The organism is Micromonospora echinaurantiaca (assembly GCF_900090235.1).
Lineage (GTDB): Bacteria > Actinomycetota > Actinomycetes > Mycobacteriales > Micromonosporaceae > Micromonospora > Micromonospora echinaurantiaca.
In genome coordinates, this window is the sequence record NZ_LT607750.1 from 3,657,487 (window position 1) to 3,678,021 (window position 20,535).

21 protein-coding genes and 3 pseudogenes are annotated in these 20,535 nt (G+C 66.4%); 10 read left to right on the forward strand and 14 right to left on the reverse strand.

The window, feature by feature from the left end; translation table 11 throughout:
* Positions 1-72: 72 nt before the first annotated feature.
* Positions 73-636, forward strand: coding sequence for an IS110 family transposase (locus GA0070609_RS34455; RefSeq protein ID WP_231928884.1), 564 nt, complete (start codon positions 73-75; stop codon positions 634-636).
* A gap of 28 nt (positions 637-664) precedes the next feature.
* The gene (locus tag GA0070609_RS34460) at positions 665-1,159 is read left to right on the forward strand and encodes a transposase (RefSeq protein WP_231928304.1); all 495 of its coding nucleotides are present in this window, start codon (positions 665-667) and stop codon (positions 1,157-1,159) included.
* Positions 1,160-1,255: 96 nt separating this feature from the next.
* Here the strand turns inward: GA0070609_RS34460 and GA0070609_RS16425 are convergent, their stop codons facing one another.
* Complete coding sequence (locus GA0070609_RS16425; protein WP_157748206.1) at positions 1,256-2,098, reverse strand: hypothetical protein; 843 nt, start codon at positions 2,096-2,098, stop codon at positions 1,256-1,258.
* Between the two features lie 168 nt (positions 2,099-2,266).
* On the opposite strand from GA0070609_RS16425, the gene GA0070609_RS35230 reads away from it, so the two are divergent.
* Together GA0070609_RS35230 and GA0070609_RS35235 are read left to right on the forward strand one after the other, a co-directional pair.
* Positions 2,267-2,974 carry a transposase gene (locus GA0070609_RS35230; RefSeq protein WP_157748207.1) on the forward strand — a complete coding sequence of 236 codons (708 nt, stop codon included), beginning with the start codon at positions 2,267-2,269 and terminating at the stop codon, positions 2,972-2,974.
* Positions 2,964-3,434, forward strand: a complete 471-nt coding sequence (locus GA0070609_RS35235) for a transposase (protein WP_408630599.1) — start codon at positions 2,964-2,966, stop codon at positions 3,432-3,434. The genes GA0070609_RS35230 and GA0070609_RS35235 overlap by 11 nt, the downstream gene beginning before the upstream one ends.
* A 517-nt stretch (positions 3,435-3,951) precedes the next feature.
* Here GA0070609_RS35235 and GA0070609_RS16440 read toward each other — a convergent pair.
* On the reverse strand, positions 3,952-4,650 hold the full coding sequence (locus GA0070609_RS16440; protein WP_088994607.1) for a response regulator transcription factor: 699 nt from the start codon (positions 4,648-4,650) through the stop codon (positions 3,952-3,954).
* 76 nt (positions 4,651-4,726) lie between these two features.
* Here GA0070609_RS16440 and GA0070609_RS16445 point away from each other — a divergent pair, with 76 nt between their 5' ends.
* A complete protein-coding gene (locus tag GA0070609_RS16445; RefSeq protein ID WP_088997778.1) occupies positions 4,727-5,506 on the forward strand; it encodes a transposase family protein in 780 nt (259 codons plus the stop codon).
* Between the two features lie 106 nt (positions 5,507-5,612).
* Here the strand turns inward: GA0070609_RS16445 and GA0070609_RS16450 are convergent, their stop codons facing one another.
* The 4 genes from GA0070609_RS16450 to GA0070609_RS16460 all read right to left on the reverse strand — a co-directional run bounded on the left by GA0070609_RS16450 (position 5,613) and on the right by GA0070609_RS16460 (position 8,819).
* Entirely contained in the window at positions 5,613-6,038 is a 426-nt protein-coding gene (locus tag GA0070609_RS16450) for a hypothetical protein (protein ID WP_157748208.1), read from the reverse strand.
* Between the two features lie 292 nt (positions 6,039-6,330).
* Positions 6,331-6,879, reverse strand: a complete 549-nt coding sequence (locus tag GA0070609_RS16455; protein WP_231928305.1) for an RNA polymerase sigma factor — start codon at positions 6,877-6,879, stop codon at positions 6,331-6,333.
* A 640-nt stretch (positions 6,880-7,519) separates the two neighbouring features.
* On the reverse strand, positions 7,520-8,317 hold the full coding sequence (locus GA0070609_RS33295) for a hypothetical protein (protein ID WP_157748209.1): 798 nt from the start codon (positions 8,315-8,317) through the stop codon (positions 7,520-7,522).
* Position 8,318: 1 nt separating this feature from the next.
* Positions 8,319-8,819: a SigE family RNA polymerase sigma factor gene (locus GA0070609_RS16460; RefSeq protein WP_088997779.1), complete on the reverse strand. Its 501-nt coding sequence runs from the start codon at positions 8,817-8,819 to the stop codon at positions 8,319-8,321.
* 79 nt (positions 8,820-8,898) lie between these two features.
* On the opposite strand from GA0070609_RS16460, the gene GA0070609_RS16465 reads away from it, so the two are divergent.
* Together GA0070609_RS16465 and GA0070609_RS16470 are read left to right on the forward strand one after the other, a co-directional pair.
* On the forward strand, positions 8,899-9,132 hold the full coding sequence (locus GA0070609_RS16465; protein WP_269459297.1) for a transposase: 234 nt from the start codon (positions 8,899-8,901) through the stop codon (positions 9,130-9,132).
* Complete coding sequence (locus tag GA0070609_RS16470) at positions 9,129-10,013, forward strand: IS3 family transposase (protein ID WP_088994611.1); 885 nt, start codon at positions 9,129-9,131, stop codon at positions 10,011-10,013. Before GA0070609_RS16465 ends, GA0070609_RS16470 begins: the two co-directional genes overlap by 4 nt.
* A 3-nt stretch (positions 10,014-10,016) precedes the next feature.
* Here GA0070609_RS16470 and GA0070609_RS33900 read toward each other — a convergent pair whose 3' ends face one another.
* From GA0070609_RS33900 to GA0070609_RS16505, 8 genes are all read right to left on the reverse strand, one after another.
* Positions 10,017-10,331, reverse strand: coding sequence for a hypothetical protein (locus tag GA0070609_RS33900; protein WP_197700161.1), 315 nt, complete (start codon positions 10,329-10,331; stop codon positions 10,017-10,019).
* A 296-nt stretch (positions 10,332-10,627) separates the two neighbouring features.
* Entirely contained in the window at positions 10,628-11,836 is a 1,209-nt protein-coding gene (locus GA0070609_RS16480) for an ABC transporter permease (protein WP_088997780.1), read from the reverse strand.
* 20 nt (positions 11,837-11,856) lie between these two features.
* A complete protein-coding gene (locus GA0070609_RS16485; protein WP_088994612.1) occupies positions 11,857-12,549 on the reverse strand; it encodes an ABC transporter ATP-binding protein in 693 nt (230 codons plus the stop codon).
* A complete protein-coding gene (locus GA0070609_RS16490) occupies positions 12,546-13,688 on the reverse strand; it encodes a peptidoglycan-binding domain-containing protein (protein ID WP_231928306.1) in 1,143 nt (380 codons plus the stop codon). The genes GA0070609_RS16485 and GA0070609_RS16490 overlap by 4 nt, the downstream gene beginning before the upstream one ends.
* A 14-nt stretch (positions 13,689-13,702) precedes the next feature.
* A complete protein-coding gene (locus tag GA0070609_RS16495; protein ID WP_088994613.1) occupies positions 13,703-14,257 on the reverse strand; it encodes a hypothetical protein in 555 nt (184 codons plus the stop codon).
* Between the two features lie 154 nt (positions 14,258-14,411).
* Positions 14,412-15,683 carry a beta propeller repeat protein gene (locus tag GA0070609_RS33300; protein ID WP_157748210.1) on the reverse strand — a complete coding sequence of 424 codons (1,272 nt, stop codon included), beginning with the start codon at positions 15,681-15,683 and terminating at the stop codon, positions 14,412-14,414.
* Positions 15,680-16,225, reverse strand: coding sequence for a SigE family RNA polymerase sigma factor (locus GA0070609_RS16500; RefSeq protein ID WP_088994614.1), 546 nt, complete (start codon positions 16,223-16,225; stop codon positions 15,680-15,682). Before GA0070609_RS16500 ends, GA0070609_RS33300 begins: the two co-directional genes overlap by 4 nt.
* 101 nt (positions 16,226-16,326) lie before the next feature.
* The gene (locus GA0070609_RS16505) at positions 16,327-16,977 is read right to left on the reverse strand and encodes a DUF3152 domain-containing protein (protein WP_088994615.1); all 651 of its coding nucleotides are present in this window, start codon (positions 16,975-16,977) and stop codon (positions 16,327-16,329) included.
* Between the two features lie 365 nt (positions 16,978-17,342).
* Between GA0070609_RS16505 and GA0070609_RS35350 the strand changes: the two are divergent.
* The 3 pseudogenes from GA0070609_RS35350 to istB form a co-directional block, all read left to right on the forward strand.
* A pseudogene (locus GA0070609_RS35350) lies at positions 17,343-18,199 on the forward strand (Tn3 family transposase); the annotation flags it as partial.
* Between the two features lie 121 nt (positions 18,200-18,320).
* A pseudogene (gene istA, locus GA0070609_RS16515) lies at positions 18,321-19,551 on the forward strand (IS21 family transposase).
* Positions 19,551-20,338: pseudogene (istB, locus tag GA0070609_RS16520) on the forward strand (IS21-like element helper ATPase IstB). Before istA ends, istB begins: the two co-directional pseudogenes overlap by 1 nt.
* Positions 20,339-20,535: the final 197 nt, after the last annotated feature.

A 20,535-nucleotide genomic window follows, 5' to 3' on the forward strand; every position in this document is an offset into this window, starting at 1 on the left:
CTGACCGCCCCTACCGGCCCGGCGACGGCCATCCGTTCCCGAGCCGTCAGGAGCCGAACAACCGTGACCAGCATGTCCTACCGGCCGACGACCAGCCAAGACGACACCTCACCCGAAGCGGTTCTCGGTGTCGACACGCACAAGGAGGTCCACGTCGCCGCAGTCGTCAGCATCCATGGCGTCCTACTCGGCAGCCACAGTTTCCCGACCACGGCGGAGGGCTACCGCACGATGCTGGACTGGGCTGCCACACTCGGGCGAGTGCGGCAAGCCGGGGTGGAGGGCACCCATTCCTACGGCGCCGCGCTGACTCGCCACCTGCTGACCGTCGGAATCAGCGTCATCGAGGTCAACCAGCCGGACAAGGCCCACCGGCGCCGCCACGGCAAGACCGACGCCATCGACGCCGAAGCAGCGGCCAGAGCCGTCCTGTCCGGCCGAGCCACCGCCGCCGCCAAGACCAGCGACGGTCACGTCGAGCGCGTTCGCCTGTTCAAAACTGGCCAAAGCCTCGGCCACCAAGGCTCGGACCCAGGCGATCAACCAGCTCAAAGCCATCCTCGTCGGCGCCGACCCAACCCTGCGCGATTCCCTGACCGGGCTCAGCAACCCCAAGCTCGTCCGCCGCTGCGCTGAGCTCGACCCCGGCCAGCCCGACACCCCAATGTCAGCCGCCGCATACACCCTGCGTCTGCTCGCGCGCCGGATCATCGAACTTACCCGCGAGGCCGATGACCTGAACCAGCGGATCACCGATGCCATCAACGCCCACACACCCGAACTGCTGCGACGTCACGGTGTCGGTCCCGACACCGCTGCGGCGCTGCTCCTGGCCGCCGGCGACAACCCGCAACGACTCACCACCGAAGCGTCGTTCGCCGCGCTCTGCGGAGCCAGCCCGATCGAGATGTCCTCCGGCAAGACCCGACGGCGCCGCCTCAACCGAGGCGGCGACCGCCAAGCAAACTCCGCCCTCTACATCATCGTCATCGCCCGACTTCGCTGGGACCAGCGCACCCGCGCCTACATCGACCGGCGCGTCTCCGAGGGCAAAACCAGACGCGAAGCGATCCGCTGCCTCAAACGCTACGTCGCCAGGGAACTCTACGAACTCATCGTCCAGCCAACGAGCCACACCATCCACCGCTCGACCGCTTGACATCCATAGGGGCATCAAACTCGCCGTCCGCTAACCACGCCACCGTATACATCGCCACGACCAACGAATGGCTCCTACGCGGCTATGAAACACGGCCTAGCAGCCTCCGGGGTTGACGGCCGGATCTAGGTGGAAGAGATGTTGCCCGGTGGTAGTGGCGGCCCAGTCCCCGCGCACCACCCGGTTGCCCGGCTCCCAATAGCTGTAGTAGCCCGGCCAATGCAGGAACATCCAGTGCCCGTCATAGGAGCAAACCAAAAATTTTGCATACGTGTTGAAGGTGGATTCGGCTCCGTCCAGACTTATACCAGCGTACATCTGCGTACTACCATCACGAGCCACAATATCGCCGGTGGAGTTGGCGAGGAACATATACGAGTAGTGCTCGCGCCAGCTACTCAGCCAGCACGGAAGGAAGAACTGGTTCCAATAGTCGGCGTTCCGTTGGCCATTTGCAAAGATGCGCCAATCTTGGGCTGTGGTGCGCCAATGCGAATCCGTTGCGCCACCACGGATAAAGCGCCACGAGGCAAGGCAATACACACCGTTGGCATCGGTGCCGGCTCCCTGCGCTGCCGCCCTCGCTTGCTCGCGCCTGACCCTTGGCAAATCTTTGTCGTCGACGACGGTTATCCCCCTTAGCACCTTTCCGTTGCGGGTAGTGACCGTGTGAGCCGACCGGTCGATCCCCACGCTAAGATCGATGTGCTCCGCCGGACCGGCCGCGCCGTCGGTATCAGGGGTGTCGGCGAGGGCCGGCACCGCAACGAGGAGCAGGCTCACGCCAAGCACACCGACCAGCGTCCTGCGCACCGGTCGCAGACCGGCGACAGTGACATGCCAGAGCGCCGGCCGTGGCATCCTGATTCTCATCTCGTGACCTCGTTTCGTCGTAAACGTACGGCTGTTGCTGTCGACGCCATCAACGGCTGAATCCATCTCGGACAACTCTTCCGGTAGCCATCCCTGCTAGCGGCGGGCGCGAGGATATCGAGAACGGCTCAATGCTCGGTATGGGCTCGGTATAAGAACTCTTAGCAGTATGATCATCTGAGGAGTCTGCGGTAGCGGGTAATCGCGCAGGCTAGGCTCATGAATGCTTCGGGGATGTCGTCGCGGATCTCCCACCGGCGCGTAGTCGGCGGAACCAGTACAGCCGCTGGCGGACTGCGGGCGAGGCCGGATCTGCGGGAACGGCCCAGCATCGCCCGCCGGCTGCCTGGAAAGACCCCGGCCGCCGTGGAAGCGGCGATCTGCCAACTGCGCCAGGACCGCAAGCTCGGCCCGCGGCGCCTTGGCCCACTGCTGAACCGGGCGCTGATCGAATACCGCGACGACCTGGTACGCAGCCGCACCCAGACCGTGAACCGGCTGCATGTCCTGCTCGCCCAGTCCTGCCCGCGGGCGCCGCAGCCAACCTCACCGCCGACGCTGCGCGTGCGCCCCCGCCAGCTCCTGGCCCGCACCCACCGCCAGATCGCGGTTGACCTCGTCGCCGAGATCCGACGACTCGACCGCCGCCTCAACGCGGCCGGCGATGCCATCAGCAGCGCCGTCGTCGCGTCCGGCTGCACCCTCACACAGCTCTACGGCGTCGGCGACATCGTCGCCGACATCCTGCTCCCCCGCACCGGGCCGGTCAGCCGGTTCGCCTCGCCAGCCCACTTCGCGTCCTTCAGCGGCGTCGCCCCGATCGAAGTCTCCTCTGGCGACGTGGTCGGCCATCGGTCTGCTCGGCGTTGGTGGGCGAGAACTACCCGCCCGGGCACCGCTGAACGGCGCTATCGAGGGCGGCGTCCTCTTCGTGCCGGCTGATCATAGCGGTCCACTTCGCGATCGACGCGGTCGCCGGGCCGTTCCGGGCCAGACTCGCCGCGCACCACGTTTACCCCGCGATTCAGGTATCCCCGGTGTCGGCCCGGTGCTGGGGGTGGTGTTCGTCGCGCCGAGATCGATCGACCGGGTCCCCGGCCTGGCGCAGCTGTCCTCGTGGGCCGGGCTCACGCCGCGGCACGGCGAGTCCGACCTCGTCGTGCAACCCGGGCGGATCACCCAAGGGTTCCACGCTGGTGCGGTGGCCGCGGTCGAGGCCGCCCACGGTAGACCGCGTACCGCCAGGTGGCTGACCTGCACCCGCGCCCGCATCGCCGAGCGACGCGGAGGCAACATCGCCACGGTCGCGGCGTGCTCACCCTCGTCTACTACGGCCTACGCGACGGGCACCTCCGCGCCCTCGCACCGGCCCAGGCGGCGGCGTGAACAGGTTCGGACGTGACCGGACGCGTGGTCGTGCCACGTCTGGCTCCCGTCGGCCGACGGCGAGGCCGCACGCTTGATTGACCCCATTTCGGTAACGGTCGCACACCACCAGGCCCCGAAGGCGCGGGCGAATGGATGACCGGCAGCCGAACCACGGCCTGTCCTCCGACATAGGTCGGACCTTGCGACGCGACTACACCCGCAACCTATCTTCCGGCATGACCGTGGCGTCCACGGCGCCGGCGTCAAGGCCAAGCCCTACGAGTGGCTGCGGCCCAGCCTTGACCCCGACGCCGCACACGCGCCTGCGTGAACTCCATGCCGGAAGGCAGGCAAAACAACGTCAGCAGGTCAAACCCGGGCCTTGGCCGGCCCCGCTCCTTCATGGATGCGTGGCGAGTCGGACGGCGGCCCCTCCCACAAGGGCGGGTCGATGGCCGACGGGACGGCAGGAGTGTGCGTGCCGCTAGACGGCGACATCCCTTGTCTATCAAGGTCGCGCCTTCGACTTAACCCGACTTCCTCTTCAGCAATCAAGCCGATACCTGATCCTGATACTCCAACTTGTAACCGAGGCCGCGCACGGTGATGATATATCGAGGTACTGACGGGTCTGGCTCAACTTTGGAGCGAATTCGCTTTATGTGGACATCGAGCGCCTTCGTATCGCCCACGTAGTTGGTGCCCCAGACTAGGCTAATTAGCTGAGGGCGAGTCAGCACCCGACCAGCGTTACGCAACAGCACTTCAAGCAGCTCAAACTCCTTGAGTGGGAGATGTACACGGGCATCGTTAACGGTAACCACATACGCATCGACGTCCATTCGTATGCATCCCACCGCGAGGGGCCGGTCTGTCAACATTGCCGGCTCGTTCCGCCTGCGAAGCGCCGCCCGCATGCGGGCAATCAGTTCGCGCGCAGAAAACGGTTTCGTTACATAATCATCAGCCCCGACCTCAAGCCCGACCACCTTGTCGATTTCGTCGTCACGATCTGTCACCATGATGATCGGCACGGAGGAGTGTTGACGGAGTCTTCGACATATCTCAACGCCTGAGACTTCGGGTATCGCGACCTCGAGCAGCACGATATCTATCGCCCGCCGATCGAACTGCTCAAGAGCCGATGTGCCGGACATGGCGCCAGTGACGGCGAAACCCTCACCGCACAGCATCAGAGTAAGCGTTTCAGCGAAAGGCTTGTCGTCTTCAACTATTAGAACATGCGGCAAGATCTGATCCTTTACCTAAGGGACGTCTCGTAACCCTGGCGTCTGTCTGTTGAGGATGATCGGGCAGGATGCCTGGGTGCAGGTGATCACGGCAGCCCACCTTGAGTGGATCTTCCCGTTCACCGGGCTGCAGCCCGCCCAGTTCCGCAAGCTGGTCCGGCTGGTCGCCGAGCGTGGCGGTGATGGCATCGCCGACGGCCGGCCGGGCCGGCAATGGGCCCTCGACCTGGCCGACCGGGTGCTGCTGGTGGCCACCTACTGGCGTACCAACCTGACGATGCGCCAGATCGGCCCGCTGTTCGGGGTGTCGCACTCCGCGGCGCACCGGGTCATCGACACCCTCGCGCCGCTCCTCGCACTGGCGCCGGTGCGCAAACGGCCGGTCGAGCAGATCGCGATCGTCGACGGGACTCTGATCCCCACCCGCGACCACCGCCTGGCCGCCCGGAGCAAGAACTACCGGTACTCGACGAACCTGCAGGTCGCCATCGACGCCAGCACCCGCCTGGTCATCGCCGTCGGCGACCCGCAGCCCGGCAACCGCAACGACACCATCGTCTACCGCACCTCGGGCATTCAGGAGAAGCTGGACGGGAGGCCGGTGATGGCAGACGGCGGCCACCGGGGCAACCCCGAGGTGATCATCCCGTACCGCAAGCTCGCCGACGGGAGCGACCTGCCCGCCTGGAAAGAAGCCCTCAACGTCGAACACCGGACCGTCCGAGCAGGGGTCGAACACGCTCTGGCCAGGATGAAGTGCTTCAAGATCTTGCGTGACTACCGCCGCGCCGCCCACACATTGACCGACGCCGCTTCCGGCATCGCCCACCTCCACAACATCATCCTCGCCGGCTGACCACCGGCCTGAGGCCGGGCAACGCCTTCACCCAGTTACGAGACGTTCCTTAGTACCCATTGACCGCCCAATTTCGGTCGTTGACATGCGAAGATCCTCAAGACGGCTAGTCAGCGTCGATCTTGCCAATCGTCGAGGGGTCCGAGTTGTGGTAGGGCGGCTCGGTTGCCTGCAGCGGCAGCGCTTCACAGCAGCCCTGCTTGCTGTGGGGGCGTTCGACTGCATCGACGCCCGGCAACCCGGCAACGGCGAGAGTTACCCGGTCGTAGGCCTGCGTCGTGTCGAGGAGAACGAAGAAGAATTGGGGCGTCGTCCTGTCGAAGATTAGCCCGGAACCCGATGAACTGACGATGATTCCACTCCCATGGGTGGCACAGGTGTCCCGGATTGCCGACTCGAAGGTTTTCGCCGCCGATTCACTGAGGAACTGCACGCCCTTGATGCCAACGAGCGTTTCCCGAACAGCATCACGTTGTGCGGCGGTAGCGTCCGAACGGAGAGTCACGATGGCGCTATAGGGATCCAGCGTCACTTTACAGTTTACGGGCCGCGGCGTTTGCGGTCCCGAAGGTCGGGTCTGCGGATCGGAATCGGCGGAAGGCCCTGCGCTGGGGCCTGCAGCCGGGGCTAACGCCCCGGGGTCTGAACCAAAGTCCGCTGACCAGAGGGGTCCGGCCGCGACGACCATCGCCGAAACGGCCGCGACCGCTCCGGCGGCCGCGCCAGCCTGCCGGCGTCGGCGGCGTTGATTGCCGCGTGCCCGAACCGCCGAGGCCGGCGAAAGCTTTACCTGGGCGAGCACCATTCTCAGCTCGGACCCCAGCTCACGGAAATGCGGGGAATCCATCACCACTCCTTTCCTCCAGCCCGGCTCCCTCACCGAACGCCACCGCCAGTCGGGCCCGGGCCCGGTGGAGGTATGCCTTGACGCTGCCCACGGGCATGCCAGTGCTTTCGGCGATCTCCGCCACGGGATACCCGTAGAGGTAATGCAGGACGACAACCTGCCGCTGCTTGATTGGGAGTTGCTGCAGCGCTCGCACGATTGCTACTCGGTCCGGCCCCGGCCCCGGCGTTGGCGGCGGCTCACCGCGTCGCGCCCAAGCCCTCGCCCGGCGACGTGCGCTACGCCAACGGTTGGCTGCCAGCCTCCACGCCACCACGCGCACCCACGCCTCCGGATCGGCGTAAGCGCTCACCTTGTGCCAGTGCTGCCATGCCTTCGCGTAGGCTTCCTGGACCACATCCTGGGCGTCGGCCAGGTCGCCGTAGACAGCGAACACGTGACCAACGACGCGCACCGCCGTGGCCGTATAGAACGCATCGAACTCGGCCGTGCCGCACCCATCCGCCCTTGCCTCCTGCACCTCCACCTCCCTTGCAATCTCCGGAATGAAGACACCGCAGCGAGTCACTCGGTTACACTCACGGCCTGATCTAGTTGGCATGCGGCGCGGAGCATGAATACCGGGACCACGCATAGGCTGTGTCAGACGACAACGACGGGCTGATCGACGGCGACCACCGACGCCAGTATTACTGGATATCAAAAGATTCAAAACGCATAGATCAGACATAAGACCGCCCGCGCCTAGCATCATCGTTGAGGTGGATCCGAACGTGAGAAAAGTACTACCCACGGCCAACGCCATTTAATTGACGTCATTGAAAAATGCATCGCTCAGAATATTGGCGCAGTCGGCGAATCGACCGAAGCCGCATGAAGAAATTTCCCGTCGGGTCGGTGTCGGTCGATGGCACCACTTTCGGGATAGCCCGCCGGCATCGGTAGACGTTCCGGGTTGAGGTGGCCGACGGCTCAGCCGCCGTCCGCAACGGATCCGACGAGCGCAATCTAAGATTCCAGCTGCTGACCGGCGCTGAGACTGACTACTGCTACTCAGCGACAACGGTTGCGCCCGTCAGACCAAGCCACCTCGTTTGCTTCAGTCCCTTCTTCCGGTCATGAAGGGGCCCGGGAGCAGAATGTCCTTACTCCCGCGCTTTCACGGCTCACAGGTGCAGAGCGGGATCCAGGCCTACAGCGGTTAGTTGGTCGGCTGTGAACGGGCTGCGCTCGCCAGCCCCTGGTCCTCCGTTCTTGTCTTCGCAGGCGATGAAGATTCCGGTGCCGTCCGGCTTGCTCATGTTTAGTAGGTATGGCTTGGCCAGGATGTTCTCACCATTCGGGCCGCGCCTTGGGCTGTCGCCTTGCTCTGCGGCAATGCGGCGCTCGTTTGCGCCGGTTTCGTCTTCCGGGGGGGTCGCAGGATCGTAGTGAGTGGTTCGTGCGATGGTGAGTCTGACGTTGTACACGCCAGTGGGTGAGGTTAGGGTGCCTCTCCAGGCGTAGTACTCGCCCTTGCGATGTAGTGAGTCGGGCGGGCACGCCTCGTCCAGTCGTGCGGCGTCGTACGGCACCAGCTGACTGACGGCCGGGTTGTCCGGATTGCATTTGTGCATCTGTCGTTGCAAAGTGTCGAAGCCACTGACGTTAGGTGCTTCCCGTGCGAACGCCGATTTTAGTGCCGTCAGTAGCCGATCCGCCGGGTCGGCCGATGCAGCCGATTCGCTTGCCACAATGCTCGCCGACGAATTCGCCGCAGGTGGCAGCGGCGGTCCTGCCGACGGCTTGAGCGCGCTGACTCCAAGGAGTACCGCCACGGCGAGTAGTCCCAGCGCGCCCGAACTAACCGCGAGCCGCCGCCTCAGCTGAGAGCGTCGCCCACGCGTCACGAGGTCATCAATGTTTATGGAGGTGCGTGGAGAATCTGCCACATACTCCTCGAAGGTCTTTCGGTAATCGTTCATTTCATCCCTCATCTATATAAGCATTCGCTGCCAGCGACCGTAGGGTTTCAAGTGCCCGAGCCGACTGACTCTTGCCAGTTCCATCGGAAACTCCAAGCAGACGGGCTGTCTGCTCCACAGACAGGTCGCAGTAATAGCGCAGGATCACCACTGCTCTCTGTCTGGGACTGAGCCCGAGCAGTAACCGTCCGATGCTGTGCCGATCCCCGGGCTCGGTCGCCTCTATCCAGCTCTCCGGCAACTGCACGGTGGCATGTTCATGTCGCCGCCATGGCCGCCGCAACTCGTCCAGCCAGGCGTTAGTCAGCATCCCTCGCACGTAGGCGTCTAGGTTCTCCGCCTGCCGGACCGACCGCCAAGACCGGAAGAGCTTTAGTAACACCGTCGACACGAGGTCGTCGGCGGCATGCCAGTCATGACAAAGTAAATACGCGACGCGGCGTAAATGCTCCAGCCGTGCCGACACATATTCCCGGTACTCGCTCTCCTCCTCGCGCGTCACACCCACCTTCTCTCCGTCGTCCTGCACAGGGGACGTATCGCAACTAGATACAGGTTGCATCCCGTTCAAGGAGGCTCAGCTGCGGGACAAGCCGGTCCGGGAGATCGCGAAGGACCTGGGGATCTCGGAGTCGTGTCTGCGGAACTGGCTGGCCCAGGCCGACACCGACGACGGTAAGCGCGAGGGCTTGACCAGCGACGAGCGCAAGGAGTTGGCGGCGCTGCGGAAGGAGAAGCGGCGCCTGGAGGTGGAGAACGAAATCCTGCGCCGGGCCGCGGCCTACTTCGCGCGGGAGAACGTCCTCCCAAAATGATCTACCCGGTCGTCGCTGATCTCGCCGCCGGCGGGATCGCGGTGGCGGTGGCGTGCCGGGTCCTCGGAGTGTCGACGTCCGGCTACTACGACTGGCGAAGCCGACCCGTCTCGCCGCGTGAGGCGGCCGATCAGGCGCTCGGTGAGCTGATCCGCGAGGTCCATCAAATGTCACGGGGCACCTACGGATCCCCGCGGATGCACGCCGAGCTGCGGCTGGCCGCGGGGGTGCGGTGCAGCCGCAAACGCGTCGAGCGGCTCATGCGGCACTCCGGTCTGCAGGGCGTCTACCGACGCCGCCGCACGGGCTGCACCGTGCGCCACCCTCACGCCTCGCCGTCGGCGGACCTGGTCAACCGGCGGTTCGGCGCCGACCGGCTGGACGAGTTGTGGGTCACCGACATCACCCAGCACCGCACCCAGACCGGCTGGGTGTACTGCGCGGTCGTGCTGGACGTGTTCGCCCGCCGGGTCGTGGGCTGGTCGATCGCCGACCACCTACGCTCCGAGCTGGTCATCGACGCCCTCGACATGGCCCGCTGGCGACGCCGCCCCACCGAGGGGCAGACAGTGGTCCACTCCGATCACGGCAGTCAATACACGTCCTCGGCCCTCGGGCAACGGCTACGGTCGGCCGGGCTGCTCGGCTCCATGGGCTCCATCGGCGACTGCTACGACAACAGCATGGTCGAGTCGTTCTTCGGCTCCATGCAGCTCGAACTGCTCGACCGCCAGCCCTGGGCCACCCGCCAGGAGCTGGCCAACGCCATCTTCGAGTGGATCGAGGCCTGGTACAACCCACGCCGACGCCACTCAAGCCTTGGCAACCTGTCCCCCATCGACTACGAACGACAACACACCCCGGCCGCAGCCGCAGCCTGACCATCACGGAAGCCGTCCGGGAAACCGGGGGAGTACAGACGATCGTCCGGACGGCCTTCTCGTATGCGGCCGCTTCAGCATCGAGGAACCGACGCGGTGGGCGAGCTCCCGCAACATGGTCAGGGTCGTGAACACCTCGACGTCGGCGCTGGTGGTGGGGCGCAGTCGGGTGGCGGTGGTGAGGATGAGCCGGGTGCTCTGGCCGCGGAACCGGGCCCGCACTGCCTCCGGGGCGGTGACCACCAGGGCGTGTAGCTGCCGCTGGGCAGTGACGATGGCTTCCACGGCTGCCCGGCGGGCGGTCAGCCGTGCCTGCAACGCCGCCCCGTTCGGGCCCGGTCTTGGGCTGTGCCAGGTGGGTGCGGGCCAAGGCGTCGCGGGCGGCGCGTTCGGCATCGATCGGGTCGGACTTCGCGCCGGCGCGGCGGGCCGGGCGCGCAGGCCGGTCCAGTTCGATGACCAGCTCACCAGCGTCGGCCAGGTGCCGGGCCATGCCGGCGCCGTAGCCGCCGGAGCCCGCGTTGAACGCCTTCGCCATCACCTTCAGCGACCGCTTCCCAGCCGCTGAAACCTACTAACCAAGATCGCCGAAAAACACCGTTAGCGAGACGCCCTCACGGGCCGGCGAGGGCTTCTGTCGGTGCGAGTCGGCTTGCTCGTACCGCAGGATAGAGGCCGGCGATGGCGCCGATTAGGAGGGTGGCCGCTAGGCCTCCGGCCATTGCCTGGGCCGGCATGACGACGGGCCAGCGTTGACTGGCTGCGTAGAGCGCGGTGGCGAGGATGGCGAGTAGGGTTCCGCCCACGCAGCCTAGGGTGGAGAGTAGTAGCGATTCGGCGAGGAACTGCCTGCGGATGTGTCCGCGGGTGGCGCCGAGCGCTCGGCGTAGTCCCACCTCGGCGCGGCGTTCGAGTACCGAGATCACCATGGTGTTGGCGATACCGACGCCGCCAACTAGGAGCGCTACCGCACCCAGGCCGAGGAGCAGCCCGTTAAGGGCGTTATCGGTGGCCTGTTGGGCGGCCAGTGCCTCGGAGGGCCGAGATATCGCCACCTCGTTGGGTGCTTCTGAGTTGACGGTGCGGCCGAGTACCGCTCGAACCGTCGCGACCTCGGTGGGCGCTGCGCGGACGTACAGGCGGGTAGGGTGGCCGTCGAATCCGAGGTAGGACTGAGCGGCGTCCCACCCCACTAGCGCGGCTGAGTCCAGCTCCTCGGCCAGGGGTACGGGCGTCAGGAGGCCGATGACGGCGAACCATTCGTCGCCTAGCCACACCCGTGTCCCGACGCCGGGTACGTCTAGGCGGCGGGCGGCGGTGGCGCCCAGCACGACCGTTGGGTAGGCGGCGGTGGCGGGTGTGAACCAGGAACCGGCGTGCAGTGTAGCGTTGACGACGGTCAGCAAATCGGGTTGAGCGGCGAGCACCGCGATGCTGCCGGTCTGACCCGCGGGTACATGGTCGGTACGGTAGACGAATGTCTCGACAAAGCCGGTTGCGCTGACCGATTCCACCGCTCCGATCCGACCGACTGACGCCGTCGACTCCTTCGGCAGCACCGCGTCTTCGCCCGTCCAGGTCTCGCCAGGAGCAGCGGTCAGCAGGTTGGTGCCAAGCCGGTCGAGGGTCTGGTCCAGTTCGGCTCGGCTGGAGGTGGAAATCCCAACTACCGCCAGCATCGCGCCGATGCCGATGGCGATGCCCAGCGCGGAAAGGAAAACCCGCAGTGGTCGGGCCCGCAACCCTGCCGCGCCAAGTCGGGCCACGTCGGCTGGGCTGAGCCGCGCCGGTCGCGGTTTCGCGGTACCAGGTGTCAGCGCCATGGCACCGCCGGCTTTCCCGGTCACGGGCGCACCGCCAACGACGCGCTCGAGTCGCGAGTAATCCGGCCATCGCGCAGCATGATCTGCCGGGGCAGGCTGGCCGCGATGTCCTGATCGTGTGTGATCACCAGAACCGTTGTGCCTTGGGCGTGCAGCTCGTGTAGCAGCGCCAGCACGGCTGCACCGGCGGCCGAGTCGAGGTTGCCAGTCGGCTCATCGGCGAGCAGTAGCGCCGGTTCGCCAATGACGGCACGTGCGAACGCCACTCTCTGCCGTTCACCGCCGGACAGCTCATGCGGCTGATGGTCGACCCGGTGGTCAAGGCCGATTCGGCCCAGGGCGTTCGCCGCGCGCCGTTGTCGTTCCCGCCTGGGCACGCCGGCGTAGAGCAGCCCGTCGGCCACGTTGTCCAGCACGGATACGCCGACGGTCAGGTGGAACTGCTGGAATACGAAGCCGATCCGGCGGCTGCGGAGGGCGGACACCTCGCGGTCGGTGAGAGCGGACACGTCGTGCCCGTCGATGCGCACCGTGCCGGTCGACGGGCGGTCGAGCGTGCCGATCAGGTTCAACAGGGTGGACTTGCCCGATCCGGAAGGGCCGACAATCCCAGCCAGTTCCCCATAGCCGATGGTCAGGTCGACCTCGCGTAGTGCCGTAACGCCGCCGGGATAGGCCCGAGACACCCCGGCGAGTTCGATTACATTCGTCATTGCGGCACCCCTACCATCACGCCCTCGGTCAGGGTCTCGCCGCTGACCTCGACCCGTCCGTCGGCGAACAAGCCCGCTTTTACCGCCACGATCCTGGTACCGGCCGGTCCGGTTACCTCCACGCCGTACCCGCCTTCGGCGAGCGCCAACAGCGCCTCGACCGGCACGGTGAGCACGTCCCGCCGCTCCTCAGCGACATATCGCACGTCCACCGGCGTGGCACCCAGCGCACCCAATGCCTTCTGATCAGCGATCGCGATAATGACCTCGACCGTGGCGGCGCCAGTTCCAGGCCGTTCCGGGTTGGCAGGCTGCTGCTCACCGCCGGCTAAGGCGCCGGGTGCTGGGGCGCCCACCGCGCTGACCTTGCCGGCCACCGAACCGCCGGTGGGCAACGTCACGGTGACCTTGGTGCCCTTCGCCGCCCAACCAGCCTCACCCGCGCCGGCGGACACCGTCACCATCCGAGTGCTGCCGGTGTACGTCAACACGTCCCCGGTCGCACTCGCGCCAAGGCGTACCAGGTGCTGTGCGATGCGTACCGCCTTTGGCGCGTAGATCACCCGGTCTCGCTCGACCTCACCAGTCTCCGGCAGCTCCAGATCCTTCTGCCAACGCTTCACCGCGGCGGTAGTGGCCGCAGAAAACTCCTCGTCCACCGTGAACCCGCCATAGCCGAGGGCGGCGAGGTTACGTTCGAACTGCCGCACGTCAGAGCCTTCTGTGCCCTCGGCCAACGGCCGGTACATCGGCAGGAAGCCATACAGCAGCACCACCGGCCGCTCGTCGGCGCGCAGCAGCACCCCACCACGCCGCACCGTGGCTCCGACCTCCGGTAGCCAGGTCACCGTGCCCGTAGCGGTCGAAGCAAGCGGTAAAGCTGGACCGTATCCGAGGTCGCCGGCTAGCGTCACGGTCTTGGTCAGGGTCTGCCGGGTGACCGGCGCGGTGGCTGCCGGCCCGGTACGCGCCGGCGGTGGTTCATCCCCGCCGCGTCCGCCGAGGCCAAGGGTGGCCGCGCCGGCCACCACAAGGGTGACCAACCCGACAACAACACCCAACGCGGCCCGCACCCGCCGGCGCCGCCTCCAGCCCTCCAGGGCACGAATCGGCTCCGTAATATCGGTCGGCTTAGTCACGGGCGCTTACCGACTCATCCGACGCCGGTCGCGTTCGGGTTCGGGGTGGTCTTCGGCCGCCCATCCAACACCGGCTCACAGATTTGCGACGCGCGGATATTCGCCGCCTGCTCCTGCGGAGTAAGCTCCCGAGGACCCCACCCGTCCTCAGGAAATTCGCCATCCGGGCCCGGGTCAGGCCAGTCCGGCATCCCGTTCGCACGCATACACTTCGCGTACTCACGTCGATGCGCGATCTGCTCCGCCGTCGCCGGGGGCCCCTTCTCCTCCAACTCCTCAGGGACAGGCAGGTTGAAGTCCTTGCACTTCTTTTGAGCCGCCTCCCACTTCGGATCGCCCTTCTTCGGGCTGCCTGGCGCACCCAAGTCGACAAAACCCTTGGCGTCTGGGTCCGGTAGGTCAAAGCCCTCCTTACGCAGGCAGTTGACCCACTGGCGCCGCCCTTCGACGTACTGGGCGACAACTCCGCCGACCGCGCCAGGCGACCCGGTCGGCTGGGCGCTGGAACCGCCGGCCGTGGCCACCGGCGGGACATCCGTGGCGCCGGTGCAGGCGCTGAGCGCGAACACCGCTATTGCAGCGGCTCCTACACCGACAAGTCGGCTCCGGGTCTGGTGAAGAACTGTTGGACGAATCATGTTTTCTCCTGACTTCCTGTCCGGACTGAACGCGCGGGAGCCGCGAGGGCATCCAACGACTTGATTTGCGAGAGGAGAGTGATGTTTAGGAGCCGCGGGCTACCGGCGACCATTGCCAGCCATCGGTCGACCCGTACAACACCCCATCTGTGTAACTGTGCGTGTAGTACCAGCCATCCAGCGTGCGGCGGACGGAGTGGACGGTGGCGGGGAGGCCAGCCAGTTCGACCGGTTGGTACACACCATCCGAGCGAGCAGCCCACCAGCGGTAACCATCGACGTTCTGGCCGCGTTGCGGCAGGACTTCAGACAGCACATGTGTTCCGTCGGATGTGACGAACGATGGCGAACCGTCCGGGTCAGCCGGCACGTTGTCCACACCAGGAACGCGGTGCCAGCCACCACCGGCCTGACCGCCGTTCTCCACATAACGGTAGACCGCACGGCGTCGCGCGCCATCGATCACGGCGTACCCGGTCGGCCCAACATCCGTCGCCAAGGATGGTGCCGGACAGCCCTCCGGCGGGCACGCCGGCGCGTCCGCGAAGACCTTGGTGACCCAGCTACGCCCAGCATCCCGACTCATCGCGACGGCGGGCCAGCCAGTCGCCGGGTCGACACCCGACGCCCACAGGCGGCCGGCAGACTGCGCGATCGACAGACCTTCACCTTGGGTAACCGGGGGTTGGTTCGCCAGCCGCGCGATCCGATGTGACACCGGATCGAGTGCGTGCACCGTGCACGGCTCAGTCACCTTGTCCGACTCAGGCCAGCACACGGCCGTGCTTCCGGTCGACACCCCCTCGACGGCAGAAGCCCGAAGCACCTTGTGCCAGATCCGCCCGCCGTCCGTACTGACCTGCAGCGTCGACCCCCCCGCATCGGGCGGTTCGGGCAAGACAGCCGCCAGCAATCGGCCAGGTCCGAGGACCGCGAAGCTGGCGACGTTCATCGGTCCCCCGCGGTCGCTCCACGTACGCCCTCCATCGTCGGAACCAACGAGTTGCATCAGGTCCTTGGCGCACGGCTTACTTGGACACTGCGTGGACATCATCAGGTAGAGATGTCGCGCGTCGGCCGCCCGTGCCCAGTTGATCCGTTCCCCAGGGTGTGGCAGTACGCCAGGCAACGACTGCTTCTGGTAAATCCTCATATCGCCGCTAACTGACGGCTCCTGCCTAACCATCGATGCAACAACCGTTCCGGCGGCCAGGACGAGTGCCACCGCGAACGCACAGTTGGTGACAGTCCGACGACGACGACGCCGGCGGCCCGCCGCGTACACCTCGTCCGCGACCAGCCTGCTCGGCGGCGCTGAGTCGACCGCCTCCTCGAAGAGCTCACGCAACTCTTTCATGCCCTCTCCTCCATTGCGCAAGCCGGTGCGGGAGCAAGGCGTGAGTCATTCAAGATCTTGCGCAATGTGGCGAGACCCCGGGCAGTCTGACTTTTGACCGTACCTTCCGAACAACCCAGCGCGGCGGCCGTCTCAGCCACGTCAAGCCCTTGATAGAACCGGCAGACCAGGGTCACCCGCCGGCGGGGCGGCAACTGACGTAACGCCTGAGCGATAACCACCCGGCGGGCCGCCGACTCGGCGTCGTCGTCCCCGCCAGCTAGATCGGGCATCTCCGCCACCGGGCGCTCGTGGCGCCGCCAGACTCGTCGGGTCTCGGATAGGTACACCCGGACCAGACAAGTCCGGACGAACGCGTCCAGCGCCTGCGGATCGCGGATCCGGTGCCAGGCCGAGGCAACCCGGATAAACGCTGCCTGAGTCAAGTCGTCCGCCCAATGCCAGTCACCGGACATCAGATACGCGGCATGCCGGACCGTCTCGCGTCTAGCAGCGAAGTACTCGCTGAACTGACGCCGAGCCTCATCCTCGTCGTTTCGCATCCGACTCCCTTCACCCGTTAGGTGCACTGGCGAGGCGAGGTCGGTTGCTTAGACAGCCCAAGATTATTTCGCGGCTGACCGAGACAGCCATCGCTCGATCCCTACAGCGGTGGCCCGGCATACCGCTTCCCTCGCACGTAAGGCCAGGGGTTGGCCACGCAGCCGTCGAGAAGCAACGTCTGCTGCATCATCACCGGCGCACGCTTTCCCGCACCGGGGCAACGCTCATGCCCGTGGCCCAACTCGTGACCCACCTCATGGTTGATCACATAGGCCCGGTACAGGGTGAGCGGCACCTCAGCCTCGACGTAGTGGCTTACAGATAGCCGCCAGCGGTCCAGGTTGATAATGACCTTCCCTCGTCCGCGGCACGACGTGTAAGGCTTGCGGTCCACCCGGATGTCTACCCAGACCGCCGAGCACATCTTCCGAGCGGTGCCGGCGGTGACCAGATAGACCGTGAAATCATGCCCACCCCCATTCGGAACCCGCTGCAACCGCAGCCGTCCACTCCCGATCCAACTCCGCGCATCGCCCAGCACGGAGTCCACCACCTCGGCAAACTCCCCAACAGCCTCGTTCGTACCGTTCTCGACAGCCACCCGGTAACGACGCAGCGAGCCAGCCACCCCGACTACCGACCCCCGCCCCGTGGCGTACTCGAACGTGCCCGAGCCAGCCGATGGCACTGGCCCGGACAGCCGCAGCGCGGGGGCCTCAGGAATAGACCGCGTCGGTCTAGGGGAGGGCATCGCAGCTACCGGCGGGACTGTCGGAGTAGGCGAACCGGCGTTAACGGCCGCTCCCCTTGACGGGGGTGCGCCAGCGACCGGGATGAGTACTCCGAGCAGCGCAAGCGCGCTGACCACAGTCAGAACGACCAGCACCACCACCTGACCGCGCCGGAACCGCCTACGGCATCGATGCCGCCCCGCACGGCCCCGCGACGATCGCGCATCCGACGACCTGCCCCCGGAAGGATCAATGCTCCGCACGGATGTTAGGTGCGTCAGCACCCTCGATCCGGTTGCTCAGACCGAGCAGCCGATGACCTAACCCAACGTCGAGGCCGCATCAGGTCTCCTCGACCTCGGTATGCGGATCGGGCAGCGCGCAGGGCGGCCGACCGCGGATGCCCTTTGCGTCGACCTGGTCGAGGTTGACGCCCGAACCGGCTTCGCCGACCACCTGGTGCGGGCAAGCGAGAAGGTAAACCGAACCACCGAGCTCAAACGCAACGTGCTGTACGTGATCATCGCGAAGGCCACGAACATGAGTTTGACCGAGATGGCGAGTCCTGCGGCGTGCCTATGACGTGCTTGCATGGACCGCCGACTGGCACTGGCCCGAACTTCGATGGTCGCGAACGCCGTGACGATCAGCTACCACCAGCTGCCGCTGACGAGGGCGTTCGGGGTCGGGCACTCTGTCGTCTTCTGACGGACAGCGGTCCCGTCAAGGGCAGGAGCATCAACCGCCCCCGCACGTGGCGGTACGTCGCCCGCGGGCAGGGCGTGTCCATGTACACCCACGTCTCCAACGAGCACTCCGCCTTCGACACCTTCGACACCCAAACAATCGTCGCTAGGGCGCCGGAATCGCACTACGTGCTCGACTGGCTGCTGGGCAACGAGAGACGGGCCTACCGACCATCAGGCACGCCACCGATATCCGCCGTGCCGCCTCGGCCAAGTCCGCCCTACGTGACGTGGTCGGCCAACAACGCTCCCCGCGTTCCCGGTACCTCGAAAAGATCACCCAGGTACCGGACCGGGCCAAAGTCTGCCTTCGGCGCCCGCTACCCGTGGGCGGGGCGCTGCTGACCCGCTGTCTGACCGTCGACTTGATCAATGGACGTGTGGGACGTCCTGCTGCGGCCGCTGCTTGCGGGGCGGGCACGCCACCGCAGCGCTGGCCGTTGGGAGCCGGTGCTTGTCGAAGAGGCAGCAGAACGCGCTCACCTCCGCGATCAAGGGCACATGGCTACCTATCGACCAGCGTGGCCAGCGCGATCACGCCACACGGTGTCGGCTCCGCCTGAAAACTGACCCCGTGGTTCCGGCTGAATTTTGACCCCTTCCGGAAGCATCGGGAGGTGCTGAGCGTGGAGGACTGGGCGGAGATCCGTCGGTTGCATCGGGCGGAGCGGATGGCGATCAAGGCCATCTGTCGGCGGCTGGGGGTCTCGCGGAACACGGTGCGCAAGGCCTTGGCCAGTCATGAGCCGCCCCGCTATCAGCGGCGGCGAAGGGCTCGATCGTGGATGCGGTGGAGCCGCAGATCCGGGCGTTGTTGGCGGAGTTCCCGGACATGGCAACGACGGTGATCATGGAGCGGGTCGGGTGGACTCGCGGCAAGACGGTGTTCGCCGATCGGGTGCAGCAGCTTCGGCCGTTGTTCCGCCGCCCGGACCCCCGGCCAGCGGACGGAGTATCTGCCGGGAGAGCTGGCGCAGTGTGATCTGTGGTTCCCGCCGGCGGACGTGCCGTTGGGCTTCGGGCAGGTCGGCCGGCCGCCGGTGTTGGTGATGGTGTCGGGGTATTCGCGGTGGCTGTCGGCGGTGATGATCCCGTCTCGGCAGTCACCAGATCTGTTGGTCGGGCACTGGACGCTGATCTCCGGGTGGGGGGCGGGTGCCGAAGGCGTTGGTGTGGGACAACGAGTCCGCGGTCGGGCAGTGGCGGGCCGGGCGGCCTCAGCTGACGGAGGCGATGAATGCCTTCCGCGGCACTCTCGGCATCAAGGTGGTCCAGTGCCGGCCGGCGGACCCGGAGGCCAAGGGCCTGGTCGAGCGGGCCAACGGCTATCTGGAGACCTCGTTCCTGCCCGGACGCCGCTTCGCCTCGCCGGGCGACTTCAAGGCTCAGCTGTCCGAGTGGTTGGTGCGGGCGAACAACCGCCAGCATCGGATGCTGGGCTGCCGGCCGGCTGAGCGGTGGGACGCTGACCGGCAGGTGATGCCGCCGCTGCCGCCGGTTGCGCCGGTGGCCGGCTGGAGGCAGAGCACCCGGCTGCCTCGCGATCATTACGTGCGCTTGGACGGCAACGACTACTCGGTGCACCCATCCGTGGTCGGGCGGCGGGTCGAGGTCACCGCCGACTGCGACCAGGTGACGGTGTTCTGCGACGGCCGGCCGGTGGCCCGGCACGACCGCTGCTGGGCCAAGCATCAGAGCATCACCGATCCCGCCCACCGGCAAGCCGCAGCGGACCTGCGCATCGCCGCCCAACGCACTCCAGCGACCGCTGTCGACGCGCAGGTCGAACGCCGGCCATTGAGCGACTACGACCGCCTGTTCGGCCTGGACGTTGAGGTGGCTGCGTGATGGCCGCCAAGACCAGCCGCAACGTTGCATCCGAGATCGCGTTCCTCACCCGCGCCCTGAAGGCGCCATCCCTGGCTGCCTCCGTCGAGAGACTGGCGGAGCGGGCCCGGGCGGAGTCCTGGACGCACGAGGAGTTTCTCGCCGCCTGCCTGCAACGCGAGGTCGCCGCCCGTGAAGCCCACGGCGGTGAAGGACGCATCCGGGCAGCCAGGTTCCCGGCCCGCAAGAGCCTCGAGGAGTTCGACTTCGACCACCAGCGGTCGTTGAAGCGGGAAACGATCGCTCACCTGGGCACCCTGGACTTCATCACCGGCCGGGAGAACGTCGTCTTCCTCGGCCCGCCCGGCACCGGCAAGACCCACCTGTCCATCGGCATCGGGATCCGGGCCTGCCAGGCCGGACACCGCGTCGCGTTCGCCACCGCCGCCGGGTGGGTGTCCCGCCTCGCCGACGCCCACCACGCCGGCCCCTGCAGGACGAGCTGGTCAAGCTCGGCCGGATCCCGCTGCTGATCGTCGACGAGGTCGGCTACATCCCCTTCGAAGCCGAAGCCGCGAACCTGTTCTTCCAGCTCGTCTCCAACCGCTACGAACGAGCCTCGCTGATCGTCACCAGCAACAAACCCTTCGGCCGCTGGGGCGAAGTGTTCGGCGACGACGTCGTCGCCGCAGCCATGATCGACCGCCTCGTCCACCACGCCGAAGTCATCTCCATCAAGGGCGACAGCTACCGGCTCAAAGACCGCGACCTCGGCCGCGTCCCCGCAGCCAGCAAGACCAACGACTGAACATCAACAACCAGCGAGGGGGTCAACATTCAGCCGGAACACAGGGGTCGAAGTTCAGTCGGCGTTGACACACGGCAGTGATACCTGCCGGGCGGAGAACAGCGCCGCAATGACCGTCCGCTCTCGCGGCGGCCGACACCAGCAGGGCCCGCGAGAGGCGCACGGCAGCGACCTGCCACACGGCGTGGGTCGCGCCC

Excerpts from the sequence above, each read along its gene's own strand:
- GA0070609_RS34460 (WP_231928304.1), top strand. The coding sequence starts at position 665 with ATGTCAGCCGCCGCATACACCCTGCGTCTGCTCGCGCGCCGGATCATC.
- GA0070609_RS33295 (WP_157748209.1), bottom strand. The coding sequence starts at position 8,317 with ATGAACGATTACCGAAAGACCTTCGAGGAGTATGTGGCAGATTCTCCA.
- GA0070609_RS16505 (WP_088994615.1), bottom strand. The coding sequence starts at position 16,977 with ATGCCCTCCCCTAGACCGACGCGGTCTATTCCTGAGGCCCCCGCGCTG.
- GA0070609_RS16480 (WP_088997780.1), bottom strand. The coding sequence starts at position 11,836 with ATGGCGCTGACACCTGGTACCGCGAAACCGCGACCGGCGCGGCTCAGC.
- GA0070609_RS16500 (WP_088994614.1), bottom strand. The coding sequence starts at position 16,225 with ATGCGAAACGACGAGGATGAGGCTCGGCGTCAGTTCAGCGAGTACTTC.
- GA0070609_RS16470 (WP_088994611.1), top strand. The coding sequence starts at position 9,129 with ATGATCTACCCGGTCGTCGCTGATCTCGCCGCCGGCGGGATCGCGGTG.
- GA0070609_RS33300 (WP_157748210.1), bottom strand. The coding sequence starts at position 15,683 with ATGAAAGAGTTGCGTGAGCTCTTCGAGGAGGCGGTCGACTCAGCGCCG.
- GA0070609_RS16485 (WP_088994612.1), bottom strand. The coding sequence starts at position 12,549 with ATGACGAATGTAATCGAACTCGCCGGGGTGTCTCGGGCCTATCCCGGC.
- GA0070609_RS16425 (WP_157748206.1), bottom strand. The coding sequence starts at position 2,098 with ATGGATTCAGCCGTTGATGGCGTCGACAGCAACAGCCGTACGTTTACG.
- GA0070609_RS35230 (WP_157748207.1), top strand. The coding sequence starts at position 2,267 with ATGTCGTCGCGGATCTCCCACCGGCGCGTAGTCGGCGGAACCAGTACA.
- GA0070609_RS34455 (WP_231928884.1), top strand. The coding sequence starts at position 73 with ATGTCCTACCGGCCGACGACCAGCCAAGACGACACCTCACCCGAAGCG.